Origin of the sequence: Actinomadura sp. 6K520 (genome assembly GCF_004349245.1) — a bacterium.
In the GTDB taxonomy this organism is placed as follows: Bacteria; Actinomycetota; Actinomycetes; order Streptosporangiales; family Streptosporangiaceae; genus Spirillospora.
This window is the reverse complement of sequence record NZ_SMLC01000088.1, coordinates 17581-29937: the sequence shown is the minus strand read 5'-3', so window position 1 is coordinate 29937 and position 12357 is coordinate 17581. Positions and strand designations below refer to the sequence as shown.

Genomic DNA, 12357 nt, shown 5'->3' with positions numbered 1-12357 from the left:
CACCCCCAGGGGTCGCCCCCATGGCCAAGACCCGCATCCTCACCCCACGGGTCGTGCGGCCGGAGGTCGCTCTGCGACCGGAGGCCGCACGACCCGCCGCACGGCGAGCCGTTTCACGAGACGCGAAGCGGATCGGGAAACGGCTCGCCGTGCGTAACGGGGGGTTCCAGGGGGGTCGCCCCCCTGGGTTAAACAGTTCTGCGGCGCAGGGTTACTGCTCCTAGTAGGAGGGCGACCACTGTGAAGGCGGTGATTACTGCCACGTCCAGGGCCAGGGTGGCGGTGAAGTCGGTGCGGGAGCTGATCTCCTGCATGCCTTCGACCGCGTAGGAGAGCGGCAGGACGTCCGAGATCACCTGCAGCCAGGTCGCCATGTCGTCGCGCGGGACGATCAGTCCGCACAGCAGCAGTTGCGGCAGGACGAAGGCGGGCATGAACTGGACGGCCTGGAACTCCGTCCGGGCGAACGCGCTGGCGAACAGCCCGAGCGACATGCCGAGCAGGGCGTCCAGGACGGCGACGAGGACCAGGGAGCCGAGCGAGCCGCTCAGGTCGAGGCCGAGCCAGGTCAGCGAGATCAGCAGGACGACGCCCACCTGCACCAGCGCGATCACCCCGAAGGCGAGGGCGTAGCCGAGCAGGAGGTCGAGCTTGCCGAGCGGCATGGTCATCAGCCGTTCCAGGGTGCCGCTCGTCCGCTCCCGGAGCGTGGCGACGCTGGTCACGACGAACATGACGGTGAACGGGAACAGGCCGAGCAGCATCGGCCCGATCCGGTCGAAGACCATCGGCTGGTCGAACACGTACCGCAGCAGGATCATCAGCAGCGTCGGCACGCCGATCAGCAGCGCGAGGGTGCGGTGGTCGTGCCGGAGCTGCGTCAGGATGCGGCGCATCGTGGCGAGGGTGATCGCGATGCTCATGAGGGGCTCCCGGCCTTCTCGGCGATCAGGTGGAGGAACGCCTGTTCGAGGTCGGGCCTGCCGGTGCGGGAACGCAGGCCGTCCGGTGTGCCGTCGGCGAGGATCCGGCCCTCGCGCATGAGGAGGAGCCGGTCTGTGCGGCCTGCCTCGTCCATGACGTGGCTGGACACGACCAGGGTGCGGCCCTGGTCGGCGAGGCCGCGAAACAGCTCCCACAGTTCCTGGCGCAGCACCGGGTCAAGGCCCACGGTCGGCTCGTCCAGGACGAGGACCTCGGGCGTGCCCAGCAGCGCGACGGCGAGGTTGGCGCGGCTGAGCTGGCCGCCGGACAGCGTCGCGGTGACCTGGTCGCGGCTCGTGCCGAGCCCCACCTCGTCGATGACGCGGTCCACGTCGCCGCGGGGGGCGCCCAGGACGGCGCCGAAGTAGCGCAGGTTCTCGGCGACGGTCAGGTCGGCGTACACGGCGGGCGTCTGCGTCGCGTACCCGACGCGGCGCCGCAGGCCGGGCGCCCCGGCGGGTTCGCCGAGGACGGTCACCGTGCCGCTCCGGACGATCTGCACGCCGACCAGCGCCCTCATCAGCGTGGTCTTTCCGCAGCCGCTCGGGCCGAGCAGTCCCACGACCGAGCCCCGCGGCACGTCGCAGGTGATCCCGTGCAGGACCTCGCGGCCGCCGCGCACGACCCGCAGGTCCCGCACGCTCACCGCCGGACTAGAACTCATCATGTGTTGAATTTATGCGGACGCGCAGGTGCCGGTCAAGGGCATCGGGCAAGGGGAAAGGAGGCTTCCCGGATCAGGGCACGAGGTAGCGCTGGAGGGTGGGGGCCACCAGCTCGACCAGCTCGTCCTCGGAGGCGGAGGCCAGCGGCTCGACCCGCACCACATGGCGCAGGATCATGACGCCGATCATCTGGCCGGCGGCCGCCTGGATGCCCAGCGGGGGCGCGTCGGTGGCCTCCCTGGCGCGTCCGAACAGGGCGGCCGTGACGAACTCGCGCAGCAGCGCCGCCGCCCGCTCGTTGGTCATCGCCGAGCGCAGCATGGCCAGCAGCGGCGCGCGGCGCTCCTCGTCCCTCCACACCTCCAGGAAGACGCGGAACATCGTCTCCCCGATCCGCTCCTTGGGGGATGCCAGGATGCGCGGAAGCACGACGGCGGGGTCGGCCGGGAAGCGCATCGCCTCGACGAACACGCCCTCCTTGTTGCCGAAGAAGTGGTGGACGAGGGCGGGGTCGACACCGGCGGCGCGGGCGATGGCGCGCAGCGAGGCGCCGTCGTACCCCTTCTCGGCGAACAGGGTGCGTGCCTCGGCGAGGATCTTCTCGCGGGTCTCGGTGGGGCCCGGCCGGCGCCCGGGTCCCCGTGCCGCGTGCCGCTTCGCGGTCTCGTCCTCGGGGCGCAGCGCGTCCGTCACCGCACACCCCGGCGGGTGATCTCTCCCGCCGGGGTCACCTCCCAGGTGTGGGGGGCGGCGGCAAGGTGCAGGCGGGCGAAGGCCAGTGCCTCGGCGAGGTCCTCCATCCGCTCCACGCGGCTGGACGCGCGGCGCGTGTTGACCTCCAGGACGATGTGCCCGCGGAACCCGCTCTCGGCGAGGTTCTCCAGCATCGCGCCGCACGGCTGGTTCCCGCGGCCCGGCACGAGGTGCTCGTCCTTGTTGGTGATGCCGACGCCATCGGCGAGGTGAATGTGACGCAGACGGTCACCCAGCCTCCCCGCCATGTCGAGTGGGTCCGAGCCGGATACGGCGGTGTGGGACAGGTCGAGGGTCACGTACGGGAAGTCCTGGTCGACGGGGTTCCAGTCGGGCAGGTACATGCCCGCCTCGGCTCCGCGCGCCTTCAGCGGGAACATGTTCTCCACGGCGAACAGGACGTCCGTCTCGTCCTGCATACGGGCGAGGCCCTCGACGAACTCCTTGGCGTAGTCGCGCTGCCACCGGAACGGCGGGTGGACGACGACGACCTCCGCGCCCAGTTCCTCTGCGACCTCCTTGGAGCGGACGAGCTTGCCCCAGGGCTCGCGCCCCCAAACCCTCTGCGTCAGCAGCAGGCAGGGCGCGTGGATCGACTTGATGGGCATCTGGTGGTAGTCCGACAGCCGGCGCAGGACGTTCAGGTCCTGCGACGAGGCGTCCGTGGACACCATGACCTCGATGCCGTCGTAGCCCAGCAGCGCGGCGATCTCGAACGCGCTCGGCACCTTTTCCGGGTACACCGACGCGGTGGAGAGCGTGATCGGCGCGTCCGGAACACGGAGGGCCGGTGAATAGACGCCGTTGTGCTGCGGAGTCAAGGCTTCCTCGCCAGGAATGGTCGCTTCGTGATGTTCGCAGGGGCGATGTATGCAAGCAAAGCCTATGCGGCCACGGCCGTGATGAAACCCTCGCCCCGCGTGATACCGACTGCTCGCCGTGATCTTGACCGGCCGGCGGGGGGCGGGTGGCTACCCTCTGGTCCCGTGGCAGAGATCGCCCGGGGCGCCGTGCCGAGCCCCAACATCTGGAACTCCCCCCGAATCTACGAGCTGGAGAACCGCGCCGTCGACCCGGACGGCGTCCTCGCCGAGGCGATGCGCGCCATCCGCCCGTGGAAGGGGGCGGACGTCCTCGACGTCGGCTGCGGAACCGGCTACCACCTGCCGCTCTTCGCGGAGGACGCGAACCGGGTGATCGGCGTGGAGCCGCACGCGGGTCTCGCGTCGGCCGCCGCGCGGCGGGTCCGCGATCTTCCGGGCGCCACCGTCCGGGCGGGCACGGCGCAGGCGCTGCCGCTCCCGGACGCCTCGGTCGACGTCGCCCACGCCCGGTGGGCGTACTTCTTCGGGCCGGGCTGCGAACCGGGTCTCACCGAACTCGCCAGGGTCGTCCGGCGCGGCGGCGCGATCTTCGTCATCGACAACGACGCCACGCGCTCCACGTTCGGCCGCTGGTTCCGGCGGAGCCTGCCGAAGTACGACCCGGAGGCCGTGGAGCGCTTCTGGACGCGGCACGGCTTCAACCGGGAGCCGCTGACGATCCGGTGGTCGTTCCAGCGCCGGGCCGATCTCGCCGCCGTCCTGGGGATCGAGTTCCCGCCCGACCTCGCCGAAGCCTGCCTGCGCGAACAGGACGGCCGGGAGACGCCCCTTGAGGTGGACTATGCCGTTAATTTGTGGTGGCGTTGCCCCTGAGTTACCGACTGGTCGGTCATTGCCGGAACGGAGGAACGGACCATGGGCCGTGCCGCCAGGACGAGCCGCGTCGCTCGCACCGAGCCGCCCCGGAGGGGTCGTGCCGCTCTCTGGAAGGGCCTCGGCGGCGTGCTCGCCGTCTCGGCCGTGGGCGCGGCCGGCGCCGGTGCCGGGCTCGCCGTCCAGCGCCGCGCCATGCGCCGCCTGCAACTGCGTCCCGACCCCCACGCGGGCGAGCCGTTCGGGTCGCTGCGCGGCCGCCCCGTCACCGTCCGCGCCGACGACGGCACCCGCCTGTACGCCGAGATCGACGGCGAGGACCGCACCGACATCGCCGTCGTGTTCTGCCACGGCTGGACCCTCACCCAGGACTCCTGGCACTTCCAGCGCAAGGCCCTGCGCGGCCTCGGCCGCCTCGTCTTCTGGGACCACCGCGGCCACGGCCGCTCCGACGGCGGCGCCCGCGACGGCTACACCGTCTCCCGGCTGGCCGCCGACCTCGCCGCCGTCATCGACGCGACGGTCCCCGCGCGGACGCCCGTCGTCCTCGTCGGCCATTCCATGGGCGGCATAACGATCATGCGCTACGCCGACGAGCACCCCGGCCTGTTCGGCCGCAAGATCGTCGCCACCGGGCTGCTCTGCACGTCGTCCGCCGGCCTCGGCGAGGTCACCCTCGGCATGCCGGCCCTCCTCGCCCGCACCGGCCACCGCCTCATGCCCCGCGCCCTCGCCGCCCTCGGCGCCGGCTCCGGCGCCGTCGAGAGGGTCCGCCACCTGAGCCGCGGCTCCGCCATCCTCATCGAGGACCGGATCGCCTTCGGCCCGGACGCCAGCCCGGCCGCGGTCGCGTTCGCCGAGCAGATGATGTCCGAGACCCGCATGGACGCCTTCGCCGGCTACCTCCACTCCATGATCACGACGCATGTGATCAGCGACTGCGAATCGCTCGCCGGCGCCGACAACCTCGTCATCGGCGCCGAGAACGACCTCCTCACCCCCGCCGAGCACAGCCTCCGGATCGCCGGCTGCATCCCCGACTCCCGCCTGGAGATCGTCCCGTCCGCGGGCCACATGGCCATGATGGAACGCCCCAGCATCATCAACGACCACCTGGGCGACCTGATCGCCCGTGCCGCGTCCGGCAGCCTCCCCGAGGCCGAGCCCCGAGGCGCCTGACCCCGGATGTCGCAGGGGGGCTCTACGCTTCCGCGCATGGCGAAGGCTAAGACCGCGAAGGCGAGCTACCGGTGCACCGAGTGCGGCTGGCAGACGTCCAAATGGGTCGGGCGCTGCGGCGAGTGCCAGACGTGGGGGACGGTCACCGAGGCCGCGTCCGCCACTCCGGCGCGGGTCGTGTCGGCCGGGCCGGTCAGCGCGCCGGCGCGCCCGATCGGGCAGGTGGACGTGCGGTCGGCGCAGTCGAAGCCCACCGGCCTGGACGAGCTCGACCGGGTGCTCGGCAGCGGCATCGTGCCCGGTGCCGTCCTGCTGCTGGCCGGCGAGCCGGGCATCGGCAAGTCGACGCTGCTGCTGGAGGTCGCCGCGCTGGCCTCGACGCAGTCGCAGGGCCCCCGGGGCGAGCCGAAGAACGTCCTCTACGTGACGGGTGAGGAGTCGGCGGAGCAGGTGCGGCTGCGCGCCGACCGCGTGGGGGCGATCACCGACGGCCTGTACCTGGCGGCGGAGTCGGAACTGTCCGCCATCCTCGGGCACATCGACGTCGTGGAGCCGGAACTGCTCGTCGTCGACTCCATCCAGACGATCGGCACCTCCGAGGCGGACGGCGCGCCCGGCGGCGTCACCCAGGTCCGGGAGGTCGCCGCCAACCTCATCCGCGTGGCCAAGGAACGCGGCATCACCGTCGTGCTCGTCGGCCACGTCACCAAGGAGGGCGCCATCGCCGGGCCGCGCCTCCTGGAACACCTCGTCGACGTCGTCCTGTACTTCGAGGGCGACCGGCACTCGCGGCTCCGCATGATCCGCGCCGTGAAGAACCGGTACGGGCCGACCGACGAGCTGGGCTGCTTCGACCTGTCCGAGGTCGGCATCGTCGGGCTGCCCGACCCGAGCGGGCTGTTCCTGACCCGCCGCGACGAGGCCGTCCCCGGCACCTGCGTCACCGTCACGCTGGAGGGGCGCCGGCCCCTCGTCGCCGAGGTGCAGTCGCTCGTCGCCAAATCGCACCTGCCGGCGCCGCGGCGCGCCACGTCCGGGCTGGACACCTCGCGGGTCGCGATGGTCCTCGCCGTCCTCGCCCAGCGGTGCAAGATCTCCATGCACGAGCAGGACGTGTACGTCTCGACCGTGGGCGGCGTGCGGCTCACCGAGACGTCCGTCGACCTGGCGCTCGCGCTGGCGGTCGCGGGCGCGTCCGTCGAGCAGGCCCTGTCCACCAGCCTGATCGCGCTCGGCGAGGTGGGCCTCGCCGGGGAGGTCCGCGTCGTCCCCGGCGTGCAGCGGCGGCTGGCCGAGGCGGCGCGGCTCGGGTTCAAGCACGCCGTCGTCCCGCGCGGCTCCCTCGAACTCGCCGACGGATCGCCGCTGAAGCGCGCCGACCCGCAGCTCACCAGCTACGAGGGCATGAAGGTGATGGAGGTCGACAGCCTGCAGCAGGCGCTGCAGGTGTCCTTTACGGCGCCGTAACCTGGGTCACGCCAGAGTATTACGCCAAGCGACACATGCTTGCGACCTGGGGAGGAACCGGCGCGCGGCCCTCCTCGGTAAACTGACGCCGTCCAGCGACCTCCGGGGGTCAGGTGCCATCACACGACAAGGGTCATGACGAACGACGCCGCGCCACATTGGCCGCGGTGGCCCCGGGCACCCAGATCCGCGACGGACTGGAGCGGATCCTACGGGGCCACACCGGCGGCCTGATCGTGCTCGGCTACGACAAGACCGTCGAGGAACTGTGCTCGGGCGGCTTCGAGCTCGACGTCGAGTTCTCCGCCACCCGGCTGCGCGAGCTCGCCAAGATGGACGGCGCGATCGTCCTCGACGGCAGCCACAACCGGATCGTCCGCGCCGCCGTCCACCTCGTACCGGACTCGACCATCCCCACCGAGGAGTCGGGCACCCGGCACCGCACCGCGGAACGCGTCGCCCGCCAGACCGTCCACCCGGTCATCTCGGTCAGCCAGTCGATGCACATCATCGCGCTGTACCTCGACGGCATCCGCTACGTCCTCGAAGACTCCGCGGCGATCCTCTCCAAGGCCAACCAGGCCCTCGCCACCCTCGAACGCTACAAACTCCGCCTGGACGAGGTCTCCGGCACGCTCTCGGCACTGGAGATCGAGGACCTCGTCACCGTCCGGGACGTCAGCGCCGTGGTGCAGCGCCTGGAGATGGTCCGCCGCATCGCCGACGAGATCGAGGGCTACGTCGTCGAGCTCGGCACGGACGGCCGGCTGCTGTCCCTCCAGCTCGACGAGCTCGTCTCCGGCGTCGACGTCGACCGCCAGCTGATCGTCCGCGACTACCCGTCCGACGAGACCCGCACCCGCGGCGTCGCCGCCATCCTCTCCGACCTGGACACGCTGTCGGCCAACGAGCTGCTCGACCTGTCCACCGTCGCCGAGGTGATGGGCTTCTCCGGCCCGGACGCCCTCGACCTGCCCGTCAGCCCCAAGGGCTTCCGGCTCCTCGCCAAGGTCCCCCGCCTGCCGAGCATGGTCGTCGAGCGCCTCGTCGAGCATTTCGGCGGCCTGCAGAAACTGCTGGCGGCGAGCATAGACGATCTCCAGGCCGTCGGCGGAGTCGGCGAATCCCGCGCCCGCAGCGTCCGCGAGGGCCTCTCCCGCCTAGCCGAATCCTCAATCTTGGAACGCTACGTGTAGAATTGTATTTTTTTGGGATTTCGGCCCTGGGGGCCGAAATCCCAAAAAAATACGTGCGATCGCTAGCATCGCTCCGTCTCGGCCTGGGGCCTCGCTGCGCGATCAGGTTTCTCGCAGGCTCGAAACCTGCCTTCGGACGCGATCGCGACGGTCGGGGTCGTTGCGGGGTTGCGGTGGTGGCTGGTGTCAGCGCGAAAGTTACTGCAGGATCGCGCTCGACCTGCGCATCTCGCTCGGGGTGGACGCGATCCGGGCGGGGGGTGCGGGTCAGCGTAGGTGGAAGATCTGCTTGTTTGCCTTCTTGCCCTTTAGGTCTGCTACATATGTGCCGGGGCGGGCTGGGTTTCCGCTGTCGCAGGCGCGTTCGCGGTTCCAGGTGATGGTGTCCACGTGGGGGATGCCGCGTTTCAGGGTCTTCTTGGACGAGTCGCCCCGGCGGCATTCCGCGGACGACCAGATGTCGTCCGATCCGGAGGTGATGCGGACGTCCAGCGAATTAGTATCGAATATGCAGGAGCCCTTTCTTGTGTTCACGACCGTGACCCGGAACTGGGGTTGCTCGGAGCCCGTGAAAATGTTCCCGGGAGCCGACATGGTGAAGACGAGATCCTGGTCGGTGCACGGGCCGCCGCCTCTCGCCGGTTCCGGATCGGGAGTGGTGGTCACGGTCACGGTGACCGTCGGCATGGCGGTCGGCGGTGGCGGTGGACTCGTGCTCTCGACCGCGCCCGCGTTCTGGACCGGCTCGTCCCCGTCACCGGTGCACGCCCACGCAAGCAGCCCAACGCCCGCGAGAACTCCGGCCAGGGCGAGCGTACGACGCCGCCAGTATTGATCCATACCACGCCCTGTGTTCGCCCCCATACGTTAAGTATGCAATCGGTGATCGGGAAAGAGGGGACGACCCGCCGCGTGCCACAATGGCGCCGCGCCATGAAACCGAACTCCACCTACACCACCCCGATCCTCGACTGGTACGAGGCGAACGCCCGGGATCTCCCCTGGCGGGCACCGGACGCGACCCCGTGGGGGGTCCTGGTCAGCGAGATCATGCTGCAGCAGACTCCGGTGTCCCGCGTCCTGCCCGTCTGGCACGCCTGGCTGACCCGCTGGCCCACGCCGGCCGCGCTCGCGGGCGAACCGTCGGGCGAGGCCGTCCGCGCATGGGGACGGCTCGGCTACCCGCGCCGCGCGCTGCGCCTGCACGAGAGCGCCCGCGCCATCACCGAGCGGCACGGCGGCGAGGTCCCCTCCTCGCACGCCGACCTCCTCGCGCTCCCCGGGATCGGCTCCTACACCGCCGCGGCCGTCGCCAGCTTCGCGTTCGGGCAGCGGCACGCCGTCCTCGACACCAACGTCCGGCGCGTCCTGGCCAGGCTCGTCTCCGGCGAGGAGTACCCGCCGAAGTCGCAGACGAGGGCCGAGGTGAAGCTCGCGGAGGACCTTCTCCCCCTCGATCCCCCCACCGCCGCCCGCTGGGCCGTCGCGGTCATGGAACTGGGCGCGCTCGTCTGCACCGCCCGCACACCCCGCTGCGCCGACTGCCCGGTGTTCGACCGCTGCTCCTGGCGCCTGGCGGGCCGGCCCGCCTACGACGGGCCGCCGCGCCGCGGCCAGACGTACGCGGGCACCGACCGGCAGTGCCGGGGACGCCTCCTCGCCGTCCTCCGCGAAGCCGAAGGCCCGGTCGGGAAACCGGCCCTCGACGTCGTCTGGTCGGACGCCGTCCAACGCGAACGGGCCCTCGACGCCCTCATCGCGGACGGCCTGGTCGACCCCCTCGAAGACGGCCGCTACGCCCTCCCCGCCTGACCGCGCCGGTCATTCGGCACGGAGGCTCGCCGGGGCGGCGGCCCGGGTGAGGAGCCGGTTCGACAGCGCCGTCACCGCGGCCGCGGCCGAGACCGCCAGCACGACCATGAACAGGGCGTGACCGGTCGTCCAGGCGATCATCGGCAGGTCCGACGTCATGAAGAGGCCCGGTGCCGTACCGAGCAACGCGGTCAGGGCGCCGAGCGCGCAGACCGGGGTCGCCGCGATGAGCGTCTGCCGCACGGCCGACCGGCGCAGCGAAGTCACCGGGGCCCCGGCCGCGGCCAGCGCCGCCATCGACCGGCCGCCCTCCAGCAGCGCTTCAGCCCGGTGCACCACCAGCGCGGTGACCGCCACGAGCAGCGCGAACAGCAGCGCCCCGTAGGTCAGGCCCAGGCTGACAAGCCAGAACCGCTCGGCGGGATCGTCGAAGATCCCCCCGGACCGCACGACGTCCCACGTGACGACACCGGTGGCCGTGCCGAAGACCACGACCAGGGCGACGACCGCCATGGTCCGGCCTCCTGCGCGGGGATCGGCCTCCAGAGCGCGCGCCGCCAGGAGCGTCTCGGGGGTGCGGGCCCAACGGCCGGCCAGGCGTGCCGATTCGAGGATCACGCGGGCGGCCCCCGCCGCGATGCCGACGATCGCGAGGACGGCACCGAGCGCGAACAGCGGCACACTCCACCCCTCGCGGACGAACCCGCCCGCGACCATCAGCGGCAGGCCGAGGGCGAGCGGAAGGATCGTGTACGGGGATGGGCCGGGGCGGGACGCACGCCGCGCGACGCTCAGCGGTGAGACGACGACATGGCGGGACACCCGCAGGCTGACCAGCGCCGCGGCGGCCACCACCAGGGCCAGGACGATCGGGACCGGCCATGGCGGGATCGCGTACCGGTCGGTATCGCGCACCCCGAGGGCGGCCATCACCGCCCGCTGCCCGGCCACGTAGCCGACGGCCCCGGCGAGCGCGCCGGCCGTGCCGACGCGGAGGGCCTCGGCCACGCCGAGCAGCCGGACGTCCCGCGGTGTCGCACCGGCCAGCCGCAGCGCCGCCAGCCGCCGCTCCTGCGCGGCCTGGGCGACCCGGCCGACCTGATGCAGCAGCGCCAGCACCGGAACGACGAGCAGCGCCAGCGCCAGCGCGGTGCCCGGCCGCAGCCCCTCCTCGGCCACCAGCCCCGCCCACCGGGTCTGGGTCGTGCCCCGTATCAGCAGCAGGTTCGCCGCGCCGAGCAGGAAGAACGTGGCCAGCGCGGCCCCGGAGACCAGCAGCCGGCGGCGCCGCCGCTCGGCATGGGACGTGCCGCGGGCCAGCATCGCGGCGACGGCGAACAGGACCCGCGCCCGGCCGCCGGTCACCGGGTCACCGCCGGGGCTTCGGCCACGGCGCCGTCCCGGACCACGACCTCCCGGTCGGCGAAGGCGGCGATCCGGTTGTCATGCGTGACCAGGACGACGGTGGTGCCGTGTTCCCTGGCCGTCGCGAGCAGCAGGCCGAGGACCTCCTCCCCGGCGACGCTGTCGAGCGCGCCGGTCGGCTCGTCGGCGAAGACGACCTTGGGGCCGTGGGCCAGCGCCCGTGCCATGGCGACCCGCTGCGCCTGGCCACCGGACAGGTCGCCGGGACGCAGGGGCGCGCAGTCGTCCACGCCGAGGCGGCCCAGCCAGTCCATCGCGGCCGCGGCGGACTCCGCGCGGCCGAGCCCGCCGAACATCAGCGAGACGGCCACGTTCTCCACCGCGGTCAGCTCGGGCACCAGCCCGCCGAACTGGAAGACGATGCCGAACACCTCCCGCCGCAGGCGAGTGCGGGAGTCCTCGTCGAGTTCGTCGAGGCGCGTCTCGCCGTAGCGGATCTCGCCGTCATCGGGGACGAGGATGCCGGCCAGGCAGTGCAGCAGCGTGCTCTTGCCCGACCCGCTCGGACCGGAGATCGCCACGATCTCCCCGGCGCCGATCGTGAGGGACGCGCCGCGCAACGCCCGCGTGCGGCCGAACGACATGCTCACATCGCGCGCTTGCAGCAGTGGTGTCATCGGTTGATCTCCTCGGTCAGGTCGGCCAGGCGGCGCACGGCCAGTTCCATCCACCGCAGGTCGGCGTCCAGGTGGAACAGTGCGTAGTCCGCGGCCAGGACCGCGGCGGCGGACGCGCCGGAGGCCGTCTTGGTGCGGGTCAGCTCCCGCATCCGCTCCAGGTGGGCCGCGCGCTGCCGATCCAGGGCGGCACGCGCGTCGCCACCGGCCACCAGCGACATGATCACGCGGGCGAACAGGGCGCCGCCGACGTAGGGCAGCGGCGGCTCCGTCTCGGCGAGCCACGCCCGCAGCTTCTCGGCGCCCTTCGGGGTCAGCTCGTAGAGCGTGCGCTCGGGCCCGCCCTCCTGGACGACCCCGGCGACGGCCACGAACTCGTCCCGCCCCAGCCGCTGCAGCGTCGAGTAGACCTGCCCGTACGGCAACGGCTTGGCCCCGGGCAGCCGCTCGTCATGCTCGCGCTTCAGCTCGTACCCATGCTTGGCCCCCTCGGCGAGCAAGGCAAGCAGAACCAGCGGTGTGGACATGGCGCTACTATACACTCAATACATACACCGAGTGA

At 72.0% G+C, this 12357-nt stretch carries 13 protein-coding genes; 5 read left to right on the top strand and 8 right to left on the bottom strand.

Annotated elements, in window-relative coordinates; genetic code table 11:
• Positions 1-188: 188 nt before the first annotated feature.
• The 4 genes from E1289_RS22420 to E1289_RS22405 all read right to left on the bottom strand — a co-directional run bounded on the left by E1289_RS22420 (position 189) and on the right by E1289_RS22405 (position 3223).
• Positions 189-923: an ABC transporter permease gene (locus E1289_RS22420; protein ID WP_131983249.1), complete on the bottom strand. Its 735-nt coding sequence runs from the start codon at positions 921-923 to the stop codon at positions 189-191.
• Positions 920-1651, bottom strand: coding sequence for an ABC transporter ATP-binding protein (locus E1289_RS22415; protein ID WP_131983247.1), 732 nt, complete (start codon positions 1649-1651; stop codon positions 920-922). The genes E1289_RS22420 and E1289_RS22415 overlap by 4 nt, the downstream gene beginning before the upstream one ends.
• A gap of 70 nt (positions 1652-1721) precedes the next feature.
• A complete protein-coding gene (locus tag E1289_RS22410; RefSeq protein WP_243713072.1) occupies positions 1722-2342 on the bottom strand; it encodes a TetR family transcriptional regulator in 621 nt (206 codons plus the stop codon).
• Positions 2339-3223, bottom strand: coding sequence for a sugar phosphate isomerase/epimerase (locus E1289_RS22405; protein WP_131983245.1), 885 nt, complete (start codon positions 3221-3223; stop codon positions 2339-2341). Before E1289_RS22405 ends, E1289_RS22410 begins: the two co-directional genes overlap by 4 nt.
• Before the next feature lie 165 nt (positions 3224-3388).
• On the opposite strand from E1289_RS22405, the gene E1289_RS22400 reads away from it, so the two are divergent.
• From E1289_RS22400 to disA, 4 genes are all read left to right on the top strand, one after another.
• Complete coding sequence (locus E1289_RS22400; protein WP_243713071.1) at positions 3389-4099, top strand: class I SAM-dependent methyltransferase; 711 nt, start codon at positions 3389-3391, stop codon at positions 4097-4099.
• Positions 4100-4141: 42 nt separating this feature from the next.
• The gene (locus E1289_RS22395; protein WP_131983243.1) at positions 4142-5278 is read left to right on the top strand and encodes an alpha/beta hydrolase; all 1137 of its coding nucleotides are present in this window, start codon (positions 4142-4144) and stop codon (positions 5276-5278) included.
• Between the two features lie 36 nt (positions 5279-5314).
• Positions 5315-6745 carry a DNA repair protein RadA gene (gene radA, locus E1289_RS22390; protein ID WP_131983241.1) on the top strand — a complete coding sequence of 477 codons (1431 nt, stop codon included), beginning with the start codon at positions 5315-5317 and terminating at the stop codon, positions 6743-6745.
• A gap of 113 nt (positions 6746-6858) precedes the next feature.
• Positions 6859-7941 carry a DNA integrity scanning diadenylate cyclase DisA gene (gene disA / locus E1289_RS22385; protein WP_131983239.1) on the top strand — a complete coding sequence of 361 codons (1083 nt, stop codon included), beginning with the start codon at positions 6859-6861 and terminating at the stop codon, positions 7939-7941.
• A 267-nt stretch (positions 7942-8208) separates the two neighbouring features.
• Here disA and E1289_RS22380 read toward each other — a convergent pair whose 3' ends face one another.
• Entirely contained in the window at positions 8209-8781 is a 573-nt protein-coding gene (locus tag E1289_RS22380) for a hypothetical protein (protein ID WP_131983237.1), read from the bottom strand.
• Between the two features lie 93 nt (positions 8782-8874).
• On the opposite strand from E1289_RS22380, the gene E1289_RS22375 reads away from it, so the two are divergent.
• On the top strand, positions 8875-9753 hold the full coding sequence (locus E1289_RS22375) for an A/G-specific adenine glycosylase (protein WP_131983235.1): 879 nt from the start codon (positions 8875-8877) through the stop codon (positions 9751-9753).
• A 9-nt stretch (positions 9754-9762) separates the two neighbouring features.
• Here the strand turns inward: E1289_RS22375 and E1289_RS22370 are convergent, their stop codons facing one another.
• From E1289_RS22370 to E1289_RS22360, 3 genes are read right to left on the bottom strand one after another with little or no spacing between them, the layout of a single operon-like run.
• A complete protein-coding gene (locus E1289_RS22370) occupies positions 9763-11118 on the bottom strand; it encodes an FtsX-like permease family protein (RefSeq protein WP_131983233.1) in 1356 nt (451 codons plus the stop codon).
• Complete coding sequence (locus tag E1289_RS22365; RefSeq protein ID WP_131983231.1) at positions 11115-11795, bottom strand: ABC transporter ATP-binding protein; 681 nt, start codon at positions 11793-11795, stop codon at positions 11115-11117. The genes E1289_RS22370 and E1289_RS22365 overlap by 4 nt, the downstream gene beginning before the upstream one ends.
• Entirely contained in the window at positions 11792-12322 is a 531-nt protein-coding gene (locus tag E1289_RS22360) for a PadR family transcriptional regulator (protein ID WP_131983229.1), read from the bottom strand. The genes E1289_RS22365 and E1289_RS22360 overlap by 4 nt, the downstream gene beginning before the upstream one ends.
• Positions 12323-12357 lie beyond the last annotated feature (35 nt).